Genomic DNA, 22,986 nt, shown 5'->3' with positions numbered 1-22,986 from the left:
CCTGAAGGGGGTGAGGGGAGAAAGGTTGCAACCCTCCCCCCCTTTAGGGGCAGAGGGTCGGACGGCGCAGCCGGACGGGGAGCGGGGGGAGTCTGCCGACGGCAGGGGTAATCAATTCCTCCTCGGCACGGAAAGCGGAACCGTCGCAGACGGTGGAGGGGTGCGTTCAGGGTATCACCACGCCAGAAGATCAGGATAGCCAGTGCGTGCCCCTCCACCACCCTTCGGGCGGTCCCCCTCCCCGTGCCGGGGAGGAATTTAACCCCGCCGCATACCCCACCCGTCGCCCCAGCGCAGGCTGGGGCCTATCGCGCCTGTCGGCCTAGCCAGACACACGTGACAGGCACCAGCCCACGCTATTGCGACGGTGTGTTTTTGCGAAGTGTAACGAGCGCGGTATTGTTATGTGCGGCCTGAAAACCTGGTGCTGCTGGGGAGGATTGAACTCCCGACCTCGTCATTACCAAAGCAAGGGAAGCACGGCTGGGACCTACGGAATTCTGACGCTTCCAGACCATTGCGGTTGCGCTTTTTCCGATAACCCACGCCAGACCCAAACTGTCCGAAGTTCCGGTTTTTGCGTTTTCCTATTGAAAGTTCTTTGGTCCAATGAGATCGGAAAAAGTGACCTGCGCAGGACCTACGGAACAGCCGGTCTTGGGCCGGGAGTGGACGTTGATTATGCTCAAGGCTTTGATGACGCTGGTAAGTCATGCAGCTTGCCGCCAACCATAACCAAAATGCGGTTTGCAGCGGCGATGGTTTCTTTTCTGTGCGCGATGATTATGCGGGTTATACCCATGGCACCGATTGCAGCGTTGACTGCTTGCTCATGCGCCGTATCGAGGTGGGCCGTGCCTTCATCCATAATCAGAATCTTTGGTTGGCGGTAAAGTGCACGAGCGAGCAATACACGTTGCTTTTGCCCTCCCGACAGCGTCGAACCCATGTCGCCAACCAGCGTTTCATATTGCATCGGCATTCGCGATATATCGTCATGGATCGATGCCGCGACCGCCGCCGCGATGACTCGTTCCATGTCAATAGATTCATCGAACAGCGCGATATTGTCGGCAAGGCTGCCTGCGAACAGACTATCTTCTTGCATCACCGCTGCAATCTGACTGTGAAAGCTCTTATAGCCAAACCGTGCTAGCGGTAGGCCATCGACCAGAACATCGCCTGCGTCAGGCTCGACCAGACCTAGCAGCAGCTTGACGAATGTAGATTTACCGCCGCCCGATGGGCCGGTGATCGCTACATGCTCGCCTGGTTCCACGACCAAGTTGACGCCTTCGAGTACCAGTGGCTCGCTTGGCGCGTAGCGGTAAAAAATGTCGCGCAGCTCGATTTTGCCCTTGAGCTGGGTTTCGATGTCAGCATTGTCACCGAAACTCATATCCTCATCGGATAGAGCAATGTCGGACAGGCGTTCGAGGTGGAGGCCTAACATCCGGAACGCGGCAATCTGATCAATCAGCGCCGCAGCTTTCTGCAGAAATTGCGTTTTGTACGCGATGTAGGCAAAGACCATGCCAACACTGAATCCTGCACCATTGATAACAAACCCCACTGCAAGCCAGATCGTGACAATGTTCTCGATGCCAAAGATCACTGTGTTGGCCGTACCTTGCCAAATGGCAATGCGGGCCATCCTGACATCGGCATTGACCGCATCGGTCAGACGCGTTTGCCAAAGCGAATGCCGCAATGTCTCCCTTCCCGAGAGACGCAAAGTTGCCATGCTACGCAAGGTCTCAATCAGCATTGATTGCTCTTTGCCGCTGGCGATGATCGCTTCTTCTTGCGCCTCACGTTCCAACGAAAATGAGATTAACCGAGTCACTGCATAAAGAGCAAAAGCAAGGAGCGCGACAAACGCCAAGAGCGGACTATACCAGAGCATCAAGCCTAGTGTCAGGATCGCCATGACGCCATCTACAAGCGCTGCCACTGCGCCTTGGGTCAGTATGTTCTGTATAGGACCGATAGACTGGAAGCGGGAGAGAATGTCGCCAGTTTGCCGCTTTTCGAACCAATCGATTGGCAGACGGAATAACCTACGCGCAATGTTTGATGCCAAACTGAACCCGATGCTAGTCCCGGCAACCAGGAGTACGAACGAGCGTAAGAATGCAGCCGCTGCATTGATGATCGTGAATAGGCCGAAGCCCAAGGCTAACACGGTCAGCAGGTCATTATCGAAGGCGGGTAATGCCTGGTCGATGGCGAGCTGCATGTAGTATGGCGAGGCGAGCACGAAGGCTTGAAGCACTAATGTCAGCACCAACACCTGAAGCAGTGCCCGCTTGATGCCTATCATCCGTTGCCAAAGCTGCGGCAGACGAAGCCGCTCGCGTTGGTTACTGGTCTCAAATTTAGTACTAGGCTGCAGTTCTAAGGCCACGCCGGTAAAATGGTCCGACACCTCTGTCATTGGCATCCATGTGGACCGCCCATCAGGGTTGTGAATGAGGGCCTTCTCTCCCTTTACCCGCTCCAGCACGACATAATGGTTCATGTCCCAGTGCAGTACCGCAGGGACATGAAGATTACCGAGTTGGTCTAAAGGCACTTTTACCGCTCGCGAAGTAAAGCCGATCCGGTCGGCGAGCCCAATAAGTGTTTTGAGAGCAGCGCCGCGTAGACTTGGCGCGAACCGGCGGCGCATCGTGCCAAGATCAATATCAAGACCATGATAATTGGCGATCATCGTGAGCGAGGCGAGGCCACATTCCGCAATCTCGGTCTGTCGTACAAGCCGCACCTGCGAACGCGTTAGAAATCCAAGATCGAGCATTAACGGGCTTCTATCGTTGCTGCACGGCGAACAACGGTTCGAAGAGCCATTGTAATAACGACTGCTTTTCAGTGATGATGCGAGCAGCAAGGGTCATTCCGGACACCAACGGCTCTGAGCGGCCATAAGCGGACATGCTCGCCTGATCGATGGCGACCGTGACGGGATAGACCGATATCGTCGTGCCGTTCGGTCCTTGGGAATTGACCGCGCTTGCCGAGACTGTTTGCACTTCACCGGTGACCGTACCGAAGCGTTGATAGGGGAATGCGTCTATAGCAAGTCTGACTTGCTGGCCACTTTTCACGAAGCCTATAGCTGCGCTTGGCACAGCCAGCTCGGCCCGCAGCTTTGCGCCATCGGGTATAATGGTCATCAACTGGCCTTGCGGGTTGACTGGTTGCCCGACGCGGGCGGTAAGCGCGGTGACACGGCCCGCAACCGGCGCGCGTAGCACATAAGACCGTGCGCCCGCCGCGCTGGCAGCTTGTTGGGCGACCTGTGCCCGCGTGGCTGAAAGGCTTGCGATCTGAATACGCGCCTGTGCTGATATCTGTGCGGCAGTGCGTTCATTCTCAGTCAAAGTGGCGTGTTTGGCGGCGAGTGATTGTTCGAGCTGCGAAAGCCCTTGTTGCCGTGCGAGCAGGGTTTCTTCGCGTACTTGCAGATCCCGCCCACTGATGAACCCACGATCGGCAATCGTGCGGGCGCGGTCGAGGTCCTTTTGTGCTGACGCGATCAGAGCCCGCTGAGTTGTTATCTGTGATTGAAGCTGGACAATCTCGGCAGCAACGCCGGAGCGTTGCGCGGCGAGTTGGGATGTCTGTGCTCGTGCAGAAGCTTGCGCAGCGTCCGATTGCGCAGCAAGGTTGGCATCCTGTCTAGCTATGGCGGATTCGATGAGAGCGGCAGGCGAGAAGGCCGTCGTGCCGTCCTCCTCTGCGCGGATAGCAGCAAGTTCCGCGCCGACGGGCACGTTTTGGCCGTCGCGCACGGATAGAGCCATGATAACACCTGCACGAGATGGCATTATGATAGAAATGCCAGTGTCGGGGATGATAATGCCGGCTACGGTTTCGACACGATTGTAGCTGGCGAGAGAAAGAAATGTCACCCCTGCGGCAACGCCGCCGAAGATCAATAATCCAATGCTCTGCCACGCAACAGGCACCATAATTGCGACATCCCCATACAGGCGATTACGGTGGTTTTCAGAAGCCTCAACACGAAACATCTATTTAACCATTCTGGCCTGCTTCATTAAGCATTTTCAGCTTAGTTTGAGCACAAACCGTAAATTTGATAATGAGAATAATATTCACTCCTTAAAAACAGTATTATTTTGGTATCTCGCTTTATTCTTATTATATTTTTCTTTAGATTCGCCCAAAGAAAATTTAGATATTTCGGTGCTCGAAAACTTTTCCAAGTTAATTTGAGTAGAACATATTTCTGTATTGTAATTTGAATTATTCAATATGAATTTGCAAAATTCAGATAGCATATTAATTTCAGGATTTATAGCTTCAATCCATAAAAATTGACCAGATGTATTTATTTCTAGGAATATATAATTGTCGTCTTTATCTACAATCATGTCTATACATCCGAACAATAATCCAGATTTTTTCATAAATGTCATGATTTTCAAATAAATATAATCCGGAAGAATTATTTCTTCAATACTAAAATCGTAATTTCCAGCTCTCCAGTCTATAATGGATTTTTCTGAATCTTGCGAATTTAACTTCACAGCTATGCATTTTTCACCCATTACAGTAATTCTAATTTCGTATTTTTTATTTTTATATTTTTGAAATATTCCTGGGCATATTTTTATAGATTCTTCCATTTCATGAATGTCATTTAGATCTATTTTTGTAGTCATTGCTGTATAGATATTTTTATTTTTGCGATCATACCACTGTGGAGTGGTAAATGCTTTATATACAACATTTTCATGTTTTTTAATAAATTCCTTAACATCAATCGGATTGTTAGTTATGAGTGTTTCAGGAATAATAAATCCAACATTATTTGCTAATGTAAGTTGAGACAATTTATTATTATATTTGTAATTTGCAGAATCTGTATTTATCCACGTAGAATTTTGGCATATATTATTTATAAAGCCGCGCCTAGCATGCTCACTTTCCGATAAGATGAATGCTTTATCTGATTTTTTTGTACCAGAAGAAATTTGCGGCCTTCCTATTCTGCGATTCCATACAACATCGCAGCCCCCATCTATTTTTCCATCTCCCACAATGCCCTTCCCATTTTTGGTCCAGTCAGAAGCATGGAATGAAACGAACTCATTCGATATATTTATCGACAAGCCCTGCTCTGCAGGAAAATCGGAAATAGTCCATTTTAGGACATCTACGCCAGATTTTTCTAGAGCCCAGAATACAGCGTCTGCATGATAGTCCAGGTACATGGAGATAATTAGAATGCTCATAAACTAGCTGTGCCGTTCATTAAAATAATGAAAAGGCACTGCGACATTTAATCGCTGTGCCTTTTTTAATAAGTTAAAAACGCTTCGTTATGGTTGCCTGTAGGAATTTATCCTGGGCAGGTGTCAACATCACCGCACGTAATTTCTCCGTCGCGGCTTTGTTCGCAGCTTGTCAGTGTACGAGTACATTTGGAATTGGGATGCGGTCCGCCAGCCACCAAATCTATTTCCTCGGGCGTGAGCTGCTGTGCAATAGCACGCGCAAAAGGACGCGCCGGTCCCTGTGAATTTCCTAACATCACTTTTCCTCCTAAGATGGTTCACGAATGTCTCCAGCGGTTCCGCTAAAAAAGAAGAGTCGCCAGCGCAGCAAGCGTATGTCATTTTGTTGAAACTTCAAGACAAAATATACAACGTTGTCCGTTTCTCAGAGTTTTCAATAAACACCCACGTGACTCTATCCACTTGGCACCATAATGAGTTTTCGCCATATTCAACCGAGCAATCAGTTTGAATTGAGCCAGTCACGATGCGAGTTGAATGCTTGCCATGGGAGCAGTTAGATGGATTTTAATTATGCGCTTATTCTTTTAGCTGCAACAACAGCTTCGCCAAACTGCAGCTACGATGTTGCTCAACTGTTAGATTTGCCTTTTGAACAATTCGACCAGGATATGAACGGCGGATGGCGTTCGCTTAAAATTAAAGGATGTTCGGAGGCAGCGGCTGAGGCTTTGAGCCGCTATCGCAATAATCATGTACCATTAACGGATAGTCAGCGAAGTGTACTTTTGTGGCATGAGGGCCAAATTTTTGCCTTTATGGGGAGATATGAACGTGCGATGCCGTTGCTACTTGCGGGCATACCTGTCGATGATACCACTGGCTTTATGGATTATGCACTGGGCACCGTTGCGTTTTTGAGGCGCGATAAACGTGCCTTGCGTACTGCCCGATCAAACCTGGCAGCTCTGCCAAAGCCATCCAATTGGGATGACTCAATTACAACTACAGTCAACGGCAGGTCGGTTGTAATTTTTGCGCCGTGGCCACCAAACCTCAATGTACTTGATGGATTAAGCAAGTGCTTCAACCGCACGTACTCGCAAGCATATTTTTGTCGTCCTCTGAAAATTAAAGCTGCCGAGAAGTCGGCACGATAAAATCAGGATTTGTAAACGTCGGATTTTGATTTTTTGGAAGTCTGGTGGTGCCAAAGAGCAATACTGGAGCGCGACTAAAGTCTAGTTCGGTTTGTGAGTTGAGCGTCGAGGACGACGGCGTGGCGATTACGCGGCAGTTTCATCGATGGCGGTAGCGATCATTTCGGGGGTGGTGAGAAGCAGAACGCGGCTGTACGATCGCCACCAACGCCGCCATCCGAGCGGCATGTCATTGTTGGGCCATGAACCAAAATATGACCTTCCTGGGCGCGACCGGCTGGTTTTCCAATCAGAAGCACAAGCGCGTCGCGCGCAGCGATAGGGTCTTCATCTGGGCGGGGATGTCCAGCTCTGCACGACCCATCAATTTCCCAGGCCGCAAACCCCGAGAAACGAATTCGAGGACCTTCGTTACACCAAACGGGACCGTCACCGTCCCAGACCCTCGTCGGTGTACACTGAAATGATTGCCCGGCTGGAACAACGGCAGCGGCGAGTAGGAGTGCGGCGATCATTTCCGTGTTTCTGCGCAAAGATTGCCATAGGCGCCATGTTTTTCGCATTTATACCCACACTCATAATCGCTGCCATCTGGGTTAGGCAGCGACCGCAATTGGTCGATCGCAGCTTGTTGGCAAAGCTCAAATGTTTTGAAGCCACGAATGGTCGAATTGACGGTCAAGTCATTGGCATTAGGGTAAATGAATGCGTCCCATTGGTCTGGGCGATCATCGCAACCCGAGAGTAGCGTTGCCGCAACCAAAATACTGAAAGCACTTCTGTTCATCAGTCCATATTGCTGAGCAATGATGACGACGCAAGTTGCGCTGCCCTTCAAAAGGCCGATGGAGTTATGGTCGCTGTGTGGCTGGCTGGTGGAGGTTTCATCCAAAATGGATATAATTTTCGCTTCCTTACAGGAAACCGCGTTGCCATTTTTGCGTTCAGAAAAAATGAAAAATATAAACGCCCGCCGCGAACCGCAGGATTTAGCCGACACGCTTGCAATGCTTGCCTTAGTGCTAGCCTGGCTGGACAGCAACAATATGCCGTTTCCTGCTATCGACGTAAACAATGCCTTAGAGAGGCTCAAACGCCGTTCAAATGTCGTTCCAGACCGGTCTGGTGGATTGACCGATCTGGAACGGGCTCTTGCCACAGTCAAAGAGGGCCGGGTGACCGCGCATTAATTACACGGCGACGTATCCAGCACCTTAGCCTATCCTCTCATTTCGGCTAAGATACTTCGCGCGACTATCCGGAACATCGAGATGCTTTTTTCAAGCTTCCCGACCCATTGCTGTCACTTAACATGGTGTTAATCAAAGTTATCGCATCATATACGAACTATTCATATATCAGCGCTTGATCTGCCAAAGCTGGTAACTGCCGATCTCGTCAACAACAGACCGCCTGCGAGGAAACCCTATCGTAGCATACCCCAGCTTCGACCTGCATCAGCGCCGTAAAATATGCCGTCCAGACCATTTGTCTGTTCCACTCCCAAAAACGGAAAGGTTCTGACGATATGATCGTAAATTGCGGCGTGCAACGGTCGCTTGAATCGGCAACCGTACAGCCGTTCAAAATTGCTAAGCAAAGCTTTGGCCAACGACACGCAAGTTGATGACAAAGGCTTCCGCACTTGAATATGGCGATGCACAGTGCCGCTTTCACGACAAAGGATAGTCACCCTTATTACGCCGTTTCGTAATCTCGTCCTTACAGTTTGGAATCAATACCGCAGGGCCCGTGCTTTCCATTTGGTCCTCGGGTAATAAAGGCACTTTAGGGGACCGATTAGGCTTGACCGGCTCAGCTTTATGCACGCCTATCATAACCTCTATCGACTTGCAGTCATCCGAATTATCGCGATCCTGAAACGCGCAAGCTGGCACAGCCAATATGCTGACAACAGCCAAAAACTGATTTTCATTGCGACAGCTTCTCCCCAGATTGAGTCGGCCTGAATAAGGAAGCCAAACGAACGTTGCAAATATGGGAAGCAGCTAGCTCTACATGGCAATCAGTCCCCAACTCACATGGTTTTTGTTGAGATTGAGGGCTCGTTTTGCCCGGCCGCCTGACCCTGCAAATTCATATGGTTTGCGACATGACTGACACAGGCAGTCAAATTTGGCTGGGAGAATTTGCGTAGACATCGTCCATCATCACGGTTTTTTCGTTGTTGAAGCTTGGCCATGTCGGGACCAGGTACAACATAATATGCACTCACTTTGGTGTTTAGGGGATCCATCAACCCAATCACAGCAAATGCAGCTTGGTCCAACCTATCCCAATGGACATACCAGCGCTCCACGCTGGACATACGATCAATGTACCTGGCCAACAAAATAATGACACTGGCGCTGTCTTGCTCCAACCGACACACCGGTCCCATGTGCTCCACCCTTGCCTGGCCCAGTTCCTTAGCAAAGGCCTTACCTATCATGCCCGCAATCGCCGCCACACGCGCGTTTGTTTTTGTGCTCTTGTTGTTCGGAACCGATTGAAAGCCAACTTTCTCATAAGCGGCCGTCAAAGATCCAAAGCAGCGAGCGATGGCAGTGGTAGATGGAACGCCGTCGGCCTTGTCGATAATTGGTTTGTTTAACGTTCCGTATTTTTTTAAAAGCTTTCGAAGGCCGGTGAGTATCTCTCCTTCCGTGTACCGGCTTTTTCTCCGCACCATTTCGTCTTGCACTCGCCAGAATAGCGATGGTTCGACAACATACGGAAATGCGGCCTCTTGCCTAATCCAGTTCGACCTTGCTACTTTGCGCCGAGACCGGCCGAGTTTACCGGCTTGCTTACCCCAGACGATATTTCCGATATAGCATTCGGATGTAAGCATTCTGCGCATCGCGCCTTCGGTCCACGGCCGTCCACTAGACTGGAAATCGCCACGTTGATTCAACGCTGATACAAGCGACATCTGTTGCTCTCCACCGAGATAGCGGCGGTACACTTCATTGACGATTTCGACATGTTCCGGCGGACCGGGCTCCAGAATTACGCGATCCGACTGCAAATTTTTTCGTTCTCCAAAGCGCAGAATCTGTTTTCTCTGACCGTCGGCATCGATCATGACGCGCTGAAGCCCGAAACAAGGAAAGCCGCCTTGGTGATAGCCACGCTGCAACATGCGTACATGCCCCTCGGTGACTTTAACTGATAACTCCCGACTATACTCAGCTGCCATCGCACGCTTCAATGTCTTCATGAGCGACGATAGAACGCCGCCGTCGTTATCGAAGGGCTCCGCAACATAGTGCACCGGAACACCGGCCCAACGGCACCGAACTTCGTATACGGCTGCATCATCGGGATTCTGAAAACGGCCCCAGCGACTGACATCGTAGACAAGGATGGCGGCGAAGCCACTTCGCCCAGACTCTACGTCGTCGATCAGCTGCAATAAACCGCTGCGATCGCCGACCGTAACGCCGCTCTTTCCTTCGTCGCTATATGTCGCCACAATTTGAAAACCCTTTACCTCAGCGTAGGCGAGGATCGCTGTCGCCTGATTGTCTGAGGAATACTGCTGATGTTCGGTCGACATCCGCAGATACTGTGCAGCTGGAATCTTTTCGTTTGTTTGCACGAGTGCGTCGTTTTTGGGATGGGTCATGCTCGTCTCCTAAGAAAGCAGGGGCGTAAGCAATCCGTCCCTATACTAAACGCATTGCCCGTCGTGGTGCGAACTAGTGAGGAGTTCAAAACCCACTGGTCTCCGCAGAAAGCCTTTACTGATTACAGCGACGATCTGCCGGACAATCAGCCAAGCAGCGTAAACAACCCCGCGAAACAGGCTGTAAACCACCCCGCCGCCTACGGCGAACAGCAGGATGGCAAACTCCAAATTGATCAGGTGTGGGCGTTTCATTTAAGAAAGATGGCAAGGCGTTTTCCTGAAGGTAAGACTAATTTTCTGACCGGACTGCCGCTGTCATTGCCCCTAGCCTTCGGTTGTCCGCCCACATCGCCTAGATCGACTGGGACTTTCGCGCGAGGAATCGATATTTTGCTACAGCAATTCAGCCTGCACAATCATACGATTGCAAAGATTAAGGCATTAAAGTAGCTTGAAATTTTTAGGGGCCAAATTCATGAAAAGACACATTGTTTGTGTGCTAGTAGCTGGTGTTCTAGTAAGTAGCTGCGCAACCGTTACGTTACCCGTGAATCGCAAGGTACCGGTAAAGCAGGCCTGCGGGCCGTTAGCTGACCGCAAATGCGCACCTAGTGTTGGTGTGCCGCTCCCGCTTACTCAACAGTACAAAACGATTGAGGTCGATGCTACCGGCACTCCATTGTTGATGAGTTACCTTGGAACGATGGTGGACCTGCGAAATCGCAGGGGGGAGTTCGGAGCTATTTGCGGAGGCAACCCCAATCCGTTTAAAGCCACGGATAGGACCGCATCCCTGTTCACGAACACCGTCGAGTTGACCTATACCCTTGAACAGAAAATCGACGCGGGCATTAAGGCGGACCTAACTGAGGCTATGGTGGCTGCTGGAGTTCCAATTTCAATAACAGATCGAGTTCAAGCTGAGCTTGATGCATCTGTAAGCCAACTCAAAAAGCAGGTTGTAAATGCAACAGCGACCTTGAATGAGTATCAACTCAAACCGACAGTTTTAAGCGAACTGGATGGTTCCGAAGAACGAGGCAGGTTCAAAAAGTGCCTCTCGGACCTGATGACTGGGAAATGGCGACTCTACCAAGGTGTGTCGGGTTTCTACGTGTCAGATGGTCGACTGGATTCGACCACTACTTCGACGATCATTGCCAATCTTGTTGCCAGAGTTAAACTGGTCGATCCAAGCGTAGATACTTTCAAGGTGACGGCGTCACTTAACAAAACCGTTACCCAGAAAGTTAAGACAGCTGTCCGGCCATATTTCGTTGTTGTAGGTGTCTCGTTTTACCGTAGTCCCCGGCATAGTATGATTAGTTAGATAAATGTCGTTGATAAAAATCTATGTCTGTGATGGAGGTTGACATGAGAGGCGTATTTCTGGGCATAGTCTTAATTATCCCTTCTCTAGCCCTCGCTACCGCCACACCCAGCGAAACTGAACCTGTCTGTGGCGGCGGCGTGAATTCTTCGATCTGCTTTGCTTCGATCGATGTGGCGAACAAGGTTACACCCAAATTGCGCAAACGACTTGCATTGGCGGGAAGTGACGCAATTAACATTGTGAGCTCCCCTGAATTTGAACGTGAGTTAAACGCGTTTCATGCAGCCCACTCTAACAGCGGGCCGCACCGAGAATACTGGCGAGATTTTGATCCCAAACGAGCAGTGATCGATACGAGAGCGAATTTCGATGGCCTACATATTGAAACTGTAGGGGGAGTGCGGGCTTGGTTTAGCTCGACCTTTCTTGGCAATCTGGCTTATGAAGGGAGTACGCGCCTAGATGGATCACGCGAAATTCTTCTCAATCGCAATCGTTTAGATCGACCTACAGCTAGCCTAGTGGGCACGTACGTGCATGAAGCGGCGCACAAAGCAGGTTATAGCCATCGCCAAAAGCAGACTAAAGATCAGAAGTGTGAGCCGCCATACGTGATGGGACAAATTGCAAGCAAGCTCGCCGATCCTGTTGGCTGGTCGCTCGATCGATCTAAGTCGGATGCCTGCCGCTTTCTTTCTTAGTCGCTGACTTTAACGCTCAGCGGACACATAGTCGGCAGCTTTTGCGGCTCATCCACGGAAAAGGTCCGGCGGAAGCAAAAAAATGAGTTAAATCTAACTGGGCCCAAGCATCCATCCCGAAGGACAGACACCCAGGCCCAGTTCAGTTGTTACCAATTGACGTTTAGCTTTGCCGCACCTGCTTCGGCCGCCGCCATGAGTGTCGAGGAGTCGACATGAGCATAGCGTTGCGTGGAGGCTACATTTTGATGCCCCAAAAGTGAACCGATTTGGTACAAATTTATCCCAGCATTAACCAATGCCGATGCATAGCTATGCCGAAGGTCATGGATGTGTACATCGTCGAGTCCCGCAAGCTTGCGCGCCTCCATGAAGGACCGCTTGATGTCAGTGAACGGCAGCAGCGTCTGCGGATTAGGTAACAGCCATGGACAGTCAGGATAGCGTGGCAGCTGACCGATAATGTCCATCGCTGCCTGCGACAGTGGTACGTGACGACCTCTGCCATTTTTGGTCATGTTCAGTGTCCAGGTTCGTTTGTCGATGTCGATTTCGGACCACTTTGCCTTGAGCAGCTCGGACTTCCGCGCGCCCGTCAGCAGCAACAAGCCGACGATGTGCTTGAGCTGCGGATTGGCTGAACACTCGCACGCCAGCTTGAGAGCGTTGGCCTCGTCGCTGGTGAGATAACGTTCCCGCGCATTGTTGAATTTGACACGCGGTACGTATTTCACTGGATTGCCGTCAAACAGCTGCCACTGACGTGCAAGTTCGAAGGACCGTGAAAACATGATGCGTATCTTCTCAACAGTTGCGGGCGCTAAACCGGACTGCCGCTTTGCCATCAGCCATGCCGTGACGTCTTGCTGTTTGATCTCATCCAGCCGTAACTTTCCCCAACGCGGCAACACATGGTTGTGGATGATGCGGCGGGTGCTGTCGTAACTGCGTTGATAGCTGGCCGCATGAGTGAGGTGCTGGTGGGCCAGCTCGCGATACAGTGGGATAGCTATTCTCTTTGCTTGCTTGGCAGACGGATCGCCACCCAGCACCGCTTCGGAACGCAACCGTTGCCCCGCCTTCCTTGCTTGGTCAAAGGTGATCTCACCATAGGCAGCAATTGCCTTCTGCTTCAATTTGCCATCGACCATGTAACGCTGGAAATACGTCTTCTTACCAGATGGTCGGCATTCAAGGCCGAAGCCCGTTTGAGTGTTTGAGTAATAGTCAGTCTTCTTTTTGCCGGGCTCGCATTGAGCGATAGCGCAGAAGGCCGCGTCGATTTTTAAAACTGGCATGATAAAAAATCCTTTATGCGAGAACAAAACATGAACATTAGATTGTACGGATCGCGCAGTAGTCGCCAGAGGGCAGCGAAGTGGCATCCGATTGGTAGGGTCCGGTGGTTGCCGATTTGATTGCTGGCAGGACCCAAGATGGCCTAGCCGGAGCAATTAGTGGCGAGGGGCGCGGCATGAACTCGACCATGCACACGTCCCCCGACGCACTATGCTAATCGATGTCGCGGGCGGACACCGGCAAAGGCGGTGAAAGCGGCAAAACCGGTGTTATGGGAGAGCCGGCGCTCGGCGGCACCGCTTTCACCACTTTTTCGACAATCCACGCGGGGCGGCCATCGGAGCGACCCTGAACGAACCGGAGTCCATTCACGACGCGCTTTGCACGTAACGAGATATACCAACCAAATTTGTGGTTGCTGATCTTGCCACCATCCTTGATCGGCAGTTCATCCAACAATTCAAAAAGTCGGCTTGATGTGTCAGCAAAGGCCAATTGAACCACCCTCCGAACAGTAAAGGGTGTGCTTCCGAACGTCTTATGCCACTCCTGCAGCAAGGCCCCCAACAGCTCACCGTCAACATCATCTTCGACTTGGTCGAACAATGATTGCGCAGGGTCCGGTAGACCGAGCCATATTAGAGGATGCCGGCAGTAATCTGACCATTCCCCGTTGTAACTAGCGATCGGCCGAACGTTCGACTTCGGACTGCCTGCCGCCTTCCAAGCCTCAATTATAGTCAACACATGGCTGATCATTTCCATTCGTCGTTCTCGCATCAAGGCCGCCGGATCTTTGGCAAAGTTCTTGCTGATCCGATCGGCTGGGCGCGAGGCCAACCTAATGGTTATCACCCGTCGATTCATGTCACGCTCGGGCGCGATGTTAATGCCAGAGCCGATAATGAATGTTCGTGTTGATACCGTGGCAGTTTTACTGACGCTAAGAATGCGGTCGGTAATAATTTCGCTGGTTAGCCCACGGTTCAAAATGGCATGAGGTTTGAAGTTACACACCATGTCATCATATTCAATGCAGGCTGGCGAAGACAGTAGCAGTGCCAGAAACGACTTGTTCGCTTCGTCAGCCGTTAAGGGGAAGCTAGCCCTGGCGGGTTCGCCGCCTGCGAATGGCACGATGACGCTGTTAAGATAACTTTTCCCGACACCACTTTCTGGTGCAGTCGTCAGGAACGCTGGAGCAACTGGAAGATACGGCCGGACCGTAGCCGTCAGCACGCCAGATAATGTAGCGGCACAATCTGCAGGAGTTTCGAATTCAAACTCATCGATTAACTCCGTGAGCTTCGTGAGAGCCAGTTGTGCACCGTCGCGGGTAAGCTCTCCCAACTTGACCTCATCTTCGTTAAACCAGCCGTAGATGCCTGACACAGCATCATAGCCAGCGGTGGTAACTAATGAACCTTGTCCCGGCCGATAATAAGGTTGGCGCGCAATACCGCGAAGATTTGGAAGATAAGTATAGCGTGACGCACCAAGCAATGTCCGAAGAACACGTTCCGGTGGGTCGCAAGGTCGCCACTCCTTTTCTTTGCGGTTATAAGCAAGAAACGTGCAAGCGGCCGCAAGTGCCATGGTCAGTTCGGGTATCGACGCGGGTTCCATACGGACATCATTTGAACCTTCAGTTTCCCGAAGCATCACGATAACACCGCCTGCCTGGAATGCGTTGCCGAGTTGCGACAACACATAATCACAAGCTTTTACCACCTGATCAATGCATCCTGGTTCAAACCGAATCTCCGAACGATTGCGCGCAGACCTCGGTTCAACGTCCAGCTTTTCTAATAAATTGCTGATCCCAAGCGCCTCGCCGTGGGAATGGTGACATTTAAAACCACCAGTTGGATAAGCAGCGCTGGGCTCGAAATATGCGCCGCCTGTATCGATGTGATCAGTATGGTCTAGGTACCAAGGACATGTGATTTCGTGCCTGCCGTGACCCTTATCTACTTTGTATAAACCGCGTTCCTTTAGGGCTGTTATCACCGGGTTTTCCAGCTGTTGCGCGCGGAATACTTCGTGTGACAAACCCGCTTGGGTGTTAGGCGTATACCTCACGGGCTGCATCGCTTGGGCGACTACCGCGGTTACCTCCGTCAGGCCGAACCCCCTGTAGATATCGTCGATCGAATATCTATTTTCGGGGGACCATTCAGTCAGCTTGCAGACAAAGGGGTTGCCATCGTCATCACGGTATTTTGTTTTACCATTAATGGCGAATGGCAGCCGTACCCAACGTGCCGCACCCATTGCACCTGCGTCTGATAGCCCCGCCGCCGACACAGCTAACTGCAGCTGCACGACGACGTCGGGATCATTAATCGGTTCCGCAAGCAAGAAGCCATATTGAAAGTTGCTTGGGCTGGTTTCAATGATGTAGGTTGGTGCTAAGCCTTGGACCCGATCCGGTAATACCTTCGTATTTATGTCATCAAAAACCAGCACCCTATATCGGTACATCAGGTCTTTTCTGGCCTTCAAACTGCCGTCGGGATCGAGTCGGAAGGTTGAGCAGTTGAAGTAGTTGTTCGCTTCACCTGCGCATAGTTTTTCAACATTTGCTCCGTTTACCGCTAGCCATGGGCCAGCGGTTGGATCGCCGGGTTTTGAGCATACTGCGACATGTTCGTCGTCGCCGAGTGACGAAAACAGCTGTTCGAGAAATGTGCGATTTGACCGGGGGAGATTTTGCTCGGCGGAAGAGGCCGGCAAAGGCGGCAAAGGCGGTACGCCCATGCCCCCTTCACCACCTTTACCGCCTTTCTCTGGACCGGCCGGTGCGCCGCAATCTTGCGAGGCCGCATCGGCGAGTTCTACCCTTGTTTTGGGTATGACCAAAGTATGTGGGTCGATGGAGGACTTTTTTTGGACGTCGGTAGATAAACTAAAATTGTCATTATTCATGGGTGATTACTCACAACAAATTCTTGTGATTAATCATCTGCACGGCATGGAATTTGGGCGTACGTTACCTAACAAGTGCAGATGATGGCGATGTCACCCAGCTCAAAGCTGGATATATCTGCACTCGCAGTTAGGGTATTCGTACTCGTCGAGCGCGTCATGGAGACTGCGGAAACGACTTATCTGCGCTAATGATGAACCTCATTGCGCATGTCAAGACTGATTTGTCGCTTCTGTTGTTGTTGTCCTCAACGCCGTTACTACCGCGACCAATACAATCGCCGCTAAGCACCAACCGGGATAGCGGCTGAACAGCGAGACGATGAAGCATGTGGCAATAAACCCATATGTTTGGGCTGGGCGAAAGATTGCGCCCCATACAAGTGCAAACAATATCGCAATGGCGAGAATAACAATCGTAGCCTTTGCCGCCGCAAGGATGACGCAGCAGATGAACAAGGTGGCTAAGAATTTCATTTAGTGTCTCCCACACGAGAAGGACCGCGCTCAGGCGGCCCTTCCGTTGTTCATTGGTCATGGCGCTGGCGTTGCGTATGCCCGACACAATTCGAGCAAAGTCGGCTCAATTTCCGGGCAGTCGGGCACCAGTAGGCATATGCCCAGCCCAGAGTCACACAGCGCAAAGGTCAGATCGAACCACCCGTGGCGCGCGATGCAGAATTCCCAAGATGGCTCGAACGCGGGATCTGGAAAACGAGTTTCATCAACGAGATTCACAAACGGCGAGATTCCGAGTTCGCTTTCAATGGCCTCGAGGTAATCATCTACCTCCACGACCAAGAAGTGGGCGAGGTCGGCCAGATCCCACTCCGAGAACTCGGGGTAGAGCAGTTCAAGCCGCCCGAGCAGGATGGCTTTGAGGTCCGGGTCGATTGGGCCCGATAACACGCGCGCCATGTCGGCGCTGTCGTAGATTGTAATCATATGCATTTCCTTCAGACACAAAAAAGCGCCCGAAGGACTGCTCCTTGGGCGCTCTTGGTTGATTTGGATTGAGAGGGTGTCCGAGACGCATCCGCAATGGGATCGCCTCGAACGACCGCTAGTTCATGCCTTTGATGTAAATTCGGCCGCTAACTGTGCAGCGACTGCAATGGCAGTCCGGAGGTTCAATTCTTCCAGCGAGCCTCCACAAAGGCACGGCATGTGGTGCGACCGCCAATAATGTTTCGCCCCGTCGACACTCTAATGTCCTGGTCGTTCACTGGCTGGATTTCGCGACCCTTCGATTTGGCTTCATCGTTAGCCCGAGCTGCTGCCAACGAACGGCATTCAACCAATACAGCTTCAGGAGCCGGAACGAACTGGTAGCGCGAATACCTCAAATCAACGGTGAAACCTGACGCAGTATTTTTAATCTCGAATTTTGCATTCTTGTTGGTGTCCGCAGACATTGGTTGTGAGACGTCTGCCGGGGTGGTGCACGCGGACACGATTGATGCACACGCGAACGCGGCAACGATAAGTGACTTATTCATTCAATTTCTCCAATTTGATGATGTTGCGAACTAGCCATTTTGGATAATTCATATAAGATACAGTATGTTGCGCCTCTACATTTTAGCATTTTGCCCCCTTTATCGAGGCCTAACGTATCAGACGGTCATCGGGATGCTAGCAAAAATGAGATTCATAGTCCGTGGTATAAATGGCAACATCCAGCTTCATTCTGGTGGATGGATGTCAGAGAACGATTGGCCGTGAACATGAAACGGCTGCGCAAAGCACGCGGCTGGTCGCAGGAAGCGCTTGCCGATGCTGCGGGCCTGGATCGCACTTACATCAGCGGCATTGAGAGAGTTGTGCGCAACCCGACAATCTCTGTTGTTGAACGTGTTGCTCAGGCGCTTAACTGCACAATGGGCGAGTTGCTCGATTAAACTTTAGCCAGCTTATTATGGCGGTTAAACGGGTTTGAGATGGGGAGTCTTCGCAACGTCACATCTGGCCCAAATATCACCGGCAGCAATTGCGGTAGGGTCGATGCAGTCAAATGGGAGAAAATGGGCATTAGGGAGAGGGACGAGCGAAATGTCAGACGAGGAACCTGAAAAGCAAAGCCTGGAATCAGAACTCAGGCCGTTTGGTAATCCTTTTCGTCAACACGGCCTACGCGGATATTTGGTTAGAGCCGTCGCCACCTTCACAGAGCAAAATGATTGAGCAAGCTTTTCGCATTGTTTATAGCCACGTGTGGTTTGTTCGAATATCGTGAGGCCCGATCCAGCTATGAATATCATTGGTGTTGTAAAGGCAGCCACTTTTCTTGCAATAAGCAGCGGCCTCATTTCAGCGTCGGCAATTACACTCGCGCAAGCGCCGGCTCTAAAGCTGACTGACATACCAGAGGCGGATTGGCGTATTTTGCCCGGTGACATTCTGCGCGCCCGCTTGGCTGAAGGTGGCACGTGCGATGCGCTGAAGCAAGAAGCAGAGCGCGGGAGTGCTCGTGCCCACAGCCTTTATGGCGGCGCAGTATCCCAGAAGATTTGTGGCAACTTTGACCCCGATTTGGCCATCACGTTAGGCCGCAAGGCGGCAGCTGCTGGGGATCACAGGGGGGTGTTGGTCGAGGTTGTCGGACTGCGAGCAAAGGGGGACCATTTTGCCGCCAATGCGATAACTGAGCGCCCTGAACTGCGCGATGATGCAACAATGATTGCGCAGCGCGCCGACGCAGCATATTTTGGATATGGCCGGACAGCGAGCGTGGCCGATGCCGCTCCGCTGTATCGAGCCGCGGCTGCCAAAGGCGAATATCGCTCTCTTTTGATGCTTGCTTGGATAGCTCATTTGGGGAGCGAGCGCGCCGCTGATAAGCAATTAGCCGAAAACTACCTGCGCCGAGCTGCATCGACCGGATGGGCCGAAGGTGTTGCGTTATACGGAAATTTCCTAGTCGAAGGTCGGTTAGGTGAGAGCCGGAAGAGCGAGGGGATTCCGTTTCTCAGACAAGCAGCAACACAGGGTAGTTCAGCGGGAGAAATCGGCTTGGCGCGCGCACTTGTCAGTGGTGCTGGGGGCGAAAAAAATCCCGGCCAAGGTATCAATATGCTGCTGGCTTTGTCAGAAAAAGGAAACAGCGAAGCGGATTATGTGTTGGGTCAATTTTATCGCGGTGATGGCGGTTTTGATCGACAGCGCGACCGTGCGATTTTCTTTCTGAAAAAGGCTGCAGGCCAGGAACATGCCGCGGCGTGGCGCAGTTTGCATCAAGAATACATGCGCCCGGAAGCCACACAAGACGAGCGCGCTATGCGCTTTATAGCGCTGGAACGAGCCTCGGACCTTGGCGATTCAGATGCAGCCAACGACCTTGGTATACAGTGGGAAAATGGGACTATGAACTGGAAATCCCCCCAGAAGGCCCTCTATTTCTATGAGAAGGCTGCGAAGAAGGGGAATGGAGCTGGAGCCTATAACGTAGGCAGATTCTATCAATATGGAATAGAGGTCCCTCGCGATACTGTCGTGGCCGAACGCTATTATAAACAAGCTGCCGGTAATGGGTATCAGCTTGCGAAGACCGCGCTTGCCCAAATGAAATCACCGGCTGCCCCAGCCAGACAGGTTGCTGCCAATGCGTCGACACAAGCGTCAACCTCTGCCTTAGCAAGACCCAATGCGCGGGGTGCGCCAACGGCAAGACAGATTCGCGATGCGCTAGTTTACGAGCAGACCTATGGGCGGGTCACGGTGGCCGACTCTATGGGTCTTGGAACCCGCCAAGCGGACTATGACGCAGGCATTTCCCGTACAACATTTTTTGGAATCACAGTCGTGCAATCCTATGATGTTGCGAACCCGTCTTGCATATTGGCTGAAAAGGGAAAATTCACATGCCGCTATGATTTGAAATTGGTAGCGGCAGGGTTTCCCTACAACGGCCCAGGATCCCACACATTTGAGATGCAAGGCGGTCGGTGGCGCTCGCCGACCTATCTAAAGGCTATAGTTGACGCCGGAAACCGCAGTGCTGCCGGTGCAAATAATGGCCGAAATTGCACTGTGCAGGGTTTCGGTACGGCCGAAGGCGCTTCCTTAAAGGATCAAAACGGATTGTCTTGTTAGCGCCCATCGCCCACGCTCTGACGGCAGAAGCGGGCCGATCAGAATATTATTGTCCTCCATTCCTCTTCAGCCGTTCCGGTTCATGCCAAAGGATGGATCTTTCCAATGGGATCACTGGACTGGTTCTAGTCGCCTAATTGTTCTCCGATATCGAACTCGCGTTGGATCGCTCACAAAATTTCGATCTTTGAGATGTGCGGACCCCGATTGGTCATCAAAGGTAGTCACTTGTCACCTTACTTCTGGGGCGGCATGAACGCTCAAGACTTGGAATCGTGACTAGATCATAAATATAATTTGCTTCGTGGCTTTTCCGTCTTGCGCCCGAAATAATTCTTAGTGAATTCAGGAGTCGTCCCCCGGCGATCACTCATCCTGCGCGACGAATGGAATCACATTAGCGACGGATTGAAGAGTAAACTTACCATTTACCCCCTTGCGTCTGAAAATGATTGATGCACAATAAGCATCGGTTAGCCGTAGGGGGCATCACCATACATTGTGCTTGAAGCTGCGGAGCGCGATTCCGCCGACGGGAGAGATTTGCGTCGATAAGCTGGGGACAAGTCGATTTTCCAACGAACAGGAGTAAATACTAAGTTATAAGAGTTTTCAGGCCTGAAACGACGAAGGCCCAGCGTTGGCGCGCTGGACCTTCTGATCAGGTTAGCTTCGCAAGCACCGGTTTGTAGAGACGCGAAGCAGGGCTAACCCAGTACGCTTCAATGCGCGTGAGGGTGAGTCTCGTCAAGTCTCTACATATATTAGTAGGAGACTGAAATGAGTACCTATCAAATTACATGTATCCGCCGAGATGGACGCGACGCCGACCGCAGAATTGATCGTTTGGGTGGTATAAGACCCGACGGTGGAGGTTGGAATGATACAATAGATGCCGTTATCCAGAGCATTGAGACGGGGCACCGTTTTTGGACAACTGCGCTCGGTAAAGCAGTGTGGGTAGAGGTGAGACGTCATCCCGTATCAGGCCGGAAATATTTGGCCACGGAGAATGACGGCTTCCCCCCAAACAACTTACTCAGCTTGCCTGAGTGCCCTTAGACTTAAGCTTAAAGCTGGGGCTCGAAAGGGCCCCAGCGCCTTTTTGGCATTCAGGAATTGAGGTTTGAATTGGCTCTAGAGATTATCGGTGACAATGTTGTCGGCTTGAGTGATTACGAAGCGGCTCTACAATTGCAGACTATTCTTGTTACGGCCTGCGAAGGGAAGCGAGATGGCGAGCCTGCCATCATATATCAGCAACTTCGCCGATGGGCGATGTCGAAGGCTGGCTGGGCGTCTGCCATTCCTTCCTTCATTAAAGGGTGCCATGACTTACCCTCATTTTGGTCTTACATCCGCGGCGTTAGCGATCAATGGGAACCTCGTCGTCAACATGTCCGCGAAGCATTAAGCCCACTACTATCGGTATCAGAATTGTCACCGGTCGTTGCTAAGTCTTCGAATTGGACTGGCATCCAAAGTGCCGCTGAACGGTTTTCGGCCGCCAAAGCAATGCTTCCCGTGGCACAAGCTTCGATTGAAGCTCTAATAGCTCATTACGAACGTGGTCAGGGCAACGGCGGTCCGCCTTTGGATGAACATGAAGAAGCGATAAAGGCTTTGCGCGAACTGCACCAAAAGCTCGGTGACATCATAAAGCTGGTCGAAAGTGAAAAGCCAATCCCGGCAAGACTTCAAAGAGAAGCGGTCGATTTTCTTAGGAGGTCCGTGAAAGAAGTGAAGGACGACTTAATGCCATTCACTGCCTCTGCGCTTTGCATGGTAGTGTTTTCCGCTCTCGGTTTCCCCAATGTTGGGAGTTGGCTGGGGGCCGCGGCCCTCTCGATTAGAAAGTCGAGCGACAAAATCTAACCGACCAAAGGGCCTAGCCCGCAATTGACAATGATATCAAAGCACCACCCACAGCAGACCCACGCAGTTGCCTACGTTATGGCCTTCCCGCAGGAAGCGGGTTCACAGTAAGGGATAAACCATGGTGCTGCTGGGGAGGATTGAACTCCCGACCTCGTCATTACCAATGACGCGCTCTACCACTGAGCTACAGCAGCAATACCGAAGGTGCGGCCCTATGCGAAGGCTGGGGCTTAATGTCAAGCGGCTTGCGTGGCGGCTTGCCATTTGGCATCGCGCGGCAAAGCGACAGCGCGCAGTGAGGAGAACGGCATTGGCAAAAGATGCAGAGGATAAAGAGCGGATCAAGGCAGAGCGGCTGCGTGAAGCGTTGCGTGCCAATTTACGCAGGCGCAAGGCAAAGCCACCAGCCGCAGCAGCCGAGGATGTAGCAGCACCGCTTTTGACGGAGAAAACCCAATAGCATCCATGCGTAGGGTCAGGACCACTTAAATCCACCTTCGCGGCGTCAAAATGGCAAAGATATCGAAGTGAAATGGCCGCCGCAGGCAGTTATTCTGCCTGCAAGGGCATTTTGCTTTGAGATCGAAGCCATTTTGACGTCCTTCGGATTTGACCCATATTGTCCATTGCCACGTTGGCAAGCTTGGACTTAGAACCACTAAGCCCTGCGCTTGCCGCCTTGCACTGAACAATATGG

At 51.5% G+C, this 22,986-nt stretch carries 19 protein-coding genes and 1 tRNA gene; 10 read left to right on the top strand and 10 right to left on the bottom strand.

Annotated elements, in window-relative coordinates:
• Nucleotides 1-685: 685 nt before the first annotated feature.
• The 3 genes from HEQ34_RS13165 to HEQ34_RS13155 form a co-directional block, all read right to left on the bottom strand.
• Nucleotides 686-2,800 (bottom strand): peptidase domain-containing ABC transporter, encoded by a 2,115-nt coding sequence (locus HEQ34_RS13165; protein ID WP_296201251.1) that lies wholly within the window; start codon nucleotides 2,798-2,800, stop codon nucleotides 686-688.
• A gap of 10 nt (nucleotides 2,801-2,810) precedes the next feature.
• Nucleotides 2,811-4,034: an HlyD family efflux transporter periplasmic adaptor subunit gene (locus HEQ34_RS13160; protein WP_296201249.1), complete on the bottom strand. Its 1,224-nt coding sequence runs from the start codon at nucleotides 4,032-4,034 to the stop codon at nucleotides 2,811-2,813.
• Between the two features lie 84 nt (nucleotides 4,035-4,118).
• Nucleotides 4,119-5,261, bottom strand: coding sequence for a hypothetical protein (locus HEQ34_RS13155; RefSeq protein ID WP_296201246.1), 1,143 nt, complete (start codon nucleotides 5,259-5,261; stop codon nucleotides 4,119-4,121).
• A 563-nt stretch (nucleotides 5,262-5,824) separates the two neighbouring features.
• Here HEQ34_RS13155 and HEQ34_RS13150 point away from each other — a divergent pair.
• Both HEQ34_RS13150 and HEQ34_RS13140 read left to right on the top strand, forming a co-directional pair.
• Nucleotides 5,825-6,424, top strand: coding sequence for a hypothetical protein (locus tag HEQ34_RS13150; protein ID WP_296201244.1), 600 nt, complete (start codon nucleotides 5,825-5,827; stop codon nucleotides 6,422-6,424).
• Between the two features lie 845 nt (nucleotides 6,425-7,269).
• On the top strand, nucleotides 7,270-7,614 hold the full coding sequence (locus tag HEQ34_RS13140) for a hypothetical protein (protein WP_296201241.1): 345 nt from the start codon (nucleotides 7,270-7,272) through the stop codon (nucleotides 7,612-7,614).
• 848 nt (nucleotides 7,615-8,462) lie between these two features.
• Here HEQ34_RS13140 and HEQ34_RS13135 read toward each other — a convergent pair.
• Complete coding sequence (locus tag HEQ34_RS13135; protein ID WP_296201239.1) at nucleotides 8,463-10,055, bottom strand: recombinase family protein; 1,593 nt, start codon at nucleotides 10,053-10,055, stop codon at nucleotides 8,463-8,465.
• Nucleotides 10,056-10,118: 63 nt separating this feature from the next.
• On the opposite strand from HEQ34_RS13135, the gene HEQ34_RS13130 reads away from it, so the two are divergent.
• The 3 genes from HEQ34_RS13130 to HEQ34_RS13120 are packed head-to-tail and all read left to right on the top strand — an operon-like array spanning nucleotide 10,119 to nucleotide 12,092.
• Nucleotides 10,119-10,508, top strand: a complete 390-nt coding sequence (locus tag HEQ34_RS13130) for a hypothetical protein (RefSeq protein WP_296201238.1) — start codon at nucleotides 10,119-10,121, stop codon at nucleotides 10,506-10,508.
• Nucleotides 10,509-10,533: 25 nt separating this feature from the next.
• Nucleotides 10,534-11,388 (top strand): hypothetical protein, encoded by an 855-nt coding sequence (locus HEQ34_RS13125; protein ID WP_296201235.1) that lies wholly within the window; start codon nucleotides 10,534-10,536, stop codon nucleotides 11,386-11,388.
• A gap of 44 nt (nucleotides 11,389-11,432) precedes the next feature.
• Nucleotides 11,433-12,092 (top strand): hypothetical protein, encoded by a 660-nt coding sequence (locus HEQ34_RS13120; RefSeq protein ID WP_296201234.1) that lies wholly within the window; start codon nucleotides 11,433-11,435, stop codon nucleotides 12,090-12,092.
• 149 nt (nucleotides 12,093-12,241) lie between these two features.
• Here the strand turns inward: HEQ34_RS13120 and HEQ34_RS13115 are convergent, their stop codons facing one another.
• The 5 genes from HEQ34_RS13115 to HEQ34_RS13095 form a co-directional block, all read right to left on the bottom strand.
• Nucleotides 12,242-13,390: a site-specific integrase gene (locus tag HEQ34_RS13115; protein WP_296201232.1), complete on the bottom strand. Its 1,149-nt coding sequence runs from the start codon at nucleotides 13,388-13,390 to the stop codon at nucleotides 12,242-12,244.
• 214 nt (nucleotides 13,391-13,604) lie between these two features.
• Nucleotides 13,605-16,319 (bottom strand): DNA-primase RepB domain-containing protein, encoded by a 2,715-nt coding sequence (locus HEQ34_RS13110; RefSeq protein ID WP_296201230.1) that lies wholly within the window; start codon nucleotides 16,317-16,319, stop codon nucleotides 13,605-13,607.
• A gap of 213 nt (nucleotides 16,320-16,532) precedes the next feature.
• The gene (locus tag HEQ34_RS13105; RefSeq protein ID WP_296201229.1) at nucleotides 16,533-16,796 is read right to left on the bottom strand and encodes a hypothetical protein; all 264 of its coding nucleotides are present in this window, start codon (nucleotides 16,794-16,796) and stop codon (nucleotides 16,533-16,535) included.
• 57 nt (nucleotides 16,797-16,853) lie between these two features.
• Nucleotides 16,854-17,264 carry a hypothetical protein gene (locus HEQ34_RS13100; protein ID WP_296201226.1) on the bottom strand — a complete coding sequence of 137 codons (411 nt, stop codon included), beginning with the start codon at nucleotides 17,262-17,264 and terminating at the stop codon, nucleotides 16,854-16,856.
• Between the two features lie 185 nt (nucleotides 17,265-17,449).
• Entirely contained in the window at nucleotides 17,450-17,818 is a 369-nt protein-coding gene (locus tag HEQ34_RS13095; protein WP_296201225.1) for a hypothetical protein, read from the bottom strand.
• Between the two features lie 228 nt (nucleotides 17,819-18,046).
• Between HEQ34_RS13095 and HEQ34_RS13090 the strand changes: the two genes are divergently transcribed.
• The 4 genes from HEQ34_RS13090 (at nucleotide 18,047) to HEQ34_RS13080 (ending at nucleotide 22,286) form a co-directional block, all read left to right on the top strand.
• Nucleotides 18,047-18,220: a helix-turn-helix transcriptional regulator gene (locus tag HEQ34_RS13090; RefSeq protein WP_296201224.1), complete on the top strand. Its 174-nt coding sequence runs from the start codon at nucleotides 18,047-18,049 to the stop codon at nucleotides 18,218-18,220.
• 775 nt (nucleotides 18,221-18,995) lie between these two features.
• A complete protein-coding gene (locus HEQ34_RS13085; RefSeq protein ID WP_296201221.1) occupies nucleotides 18,996-20,411 on the top strand; it encodes a tetratricopeptide repeat protein in 1,416 nt (471 codons plus the stop codon).
• 780 nt (nucleotides 20,412-21,191) lie between these two features.
• Nucleotides 21,192-21,473 (top strand): DUF3892 domain-containing protein, encoded by a 282-nt coding sequence (locus HEQ34_RS14475; protein ID WP_366934873.1) that lies wholly within the window; start codon nucleotides 21,192-21,194, stop codon nucleotides 21,471-21,473.
• Between the two features lie 57 nt (nucleotides 21,474-21,530).
• Nucleotides 21,531-22,286: a hypothetical protein gene (locus HEQ34_RS13080; RefSeq protein WP_296201218.1), complete on the top strand. Its 756-nt coding sequence runs from the start codon at nucleotides 21,531-21,533 to the stop codon at nucleotides 22,284-22,286.
• Nucleotides 22,287-22,408: 122 nt separating this feature from the next.
• On the opposite strand, the gene HEQ34_RS13075 is transcribed toward HEQ34_RS13080, so the two are convergent.
• A tRNA-Thr gene (locus tag HEQ34_RS13075) sits at nucleotides 22,409-22,483 on the bottom strand.
• Nucleotides 22,484-22,599: 116 nt separating this feature from the next.
• On the opposite strand from HEQ34_RS13075, the gene HEQ34_RS13070 reads away from it, so the two are divergent.
• Complete coding sequence (locus HEQ34_RS13070) at nucleotides 22,600-22,749, top strand: hypothetical protein (RefSeq protein WP_296201215.1); 150 nt, start codon at nucleotides 22,600-22,602, stop codon at nucleotides 22,747-22,749.
• The last annotated feature ends 237 nt before the right edge of the window (nucleotides 22,750-22,986 follow it).

This window comes from Sphingorhabdus sp., assembly GCF_023910635.1.
GTDB lineage: Bacteria > Pseudomonadota > Alphaproteobacteria > Sphingomonadales > Sphingomonadaceae > Sphingorhabdus_B.
The sequence above is the reverse complement of the archived record's forward strand: the minus strand, read 5'-3'. Positions and strand labels throughout refer to the sequence as shown.

Bases quoted from the DNA above. Each gene is read 5' to 3' on its own strand.
- HEQ34_RS13165 (WP_296201251.1), bottom strand. From the start codon at position 2,800: ATGCTCGATCTTGGATTTCTAACGCGTTCGCAGGTGCGGCTTGTACGA.
- HEQ34_RS13160 (WP_296201249.1), bottom strand. From the start codon at position 4,034: ATGTTTCGTGTTGAGGCTTCTGAAAACCACCGTAATCGCCTGTATGGG.
- HEQ34_RS13155 (WP_296201246.1), bottom strand. From the start codon at position 5,261: ATGAGCATTCTAATTATCTCCATGTACCTGGACTATCATGCAGACGCT.
- HEQ34_RS13150 (WP_296201244.1), top strand. From the start codon at position 5,825: ATGGATTTTAATTATGCGCTTATTCTTTTAGCTGCAACAACAGCTTCG.
- HEQ34_RS13140 (WP_296201241.1), top strand. From the start codon at position 7,270: ATGGAGTTATGGTCGCTGTGTGGCTGGCTGGTGGAGGTTTCATCCAAA.
- HEQ34_RS13135 (WP_296201239.1), bottom strand. From the start codon at position 10,055: ATGACCCATCCCAAAAACGACGCACTCGTGCAAACAAACGAAAAGATT.
- HEQ34_RS13125 (WP_296201235.1), top strand. From the start codon at position 10,534: ATGAAAAGACACATTGTTTGTGTGCTAGTAGCTGGTGTTCTAGTAAGT.
- HEQ34_RS13120 (WP_296201234.1), top strand. From the start codon at position 11,433: ATGAGAGGCGTATTTCTGGGCATAGTCTTAATTATCCCTTCTCTAGCC.
- HEQ34_RS13115 (WP_296201232.1), bottom strand. From the start codon at position 13,390: ATGCCAGTTTTAAAAATCGACGCGGCCTTCTGCGCTATCGCTCAATGC.
- HEQ34_RS13110 (WP_296201230.1), bottom strand. From the start codon at position 16,319: ATGAATAATGACAATTTTAGTTTATCTACCGACGTCCAAAAAAAGTCC.
- HEQ34_RS13105 (WP_296201229.1), bottom strand. From the start codon at position 16,796: ATGAAATTCTTAGCCACCTTGTTCATCTGCTGCGTCATCCTTGCGGCG.
- HEQ34_RS13100 (WP_296201226.1), bottom strand. From the start codon at position 17,264: ATGATTACAATCTACGACAGCGCCGACATGGCGCGCGTGTTATCGGGC.
- HEQ34_RS13095 (WP_296201225.1), bottom strand. From the start codon at position 17,818: ATGAATAAGTCACTTATCGTTGCCGCGTTCGCGTGTGCATCAATCGTG.
- HEQ34_RS13090 (WP_296201224.1), top strand. From the start codon at position 18,047: ATGAAACGGCTGCGCAAAGCACGCGGCTGGTCGCAGGAAGCGCTTGCC.
- HEQ34_RS13085 (WP_296201221.1), top strand. From the start codon at position 18,996: ATGATTGCGCAGCGCGCCGACGCAGCATATTTTGGATATGGCCGGACA.
- HEQ34_RS14475 (WP_366934873.1), top strand. From the start codon at position 21,192: ATGAGTACCTATCAAATTACATGTATCCGCCGAGATGGACGCGACGCC.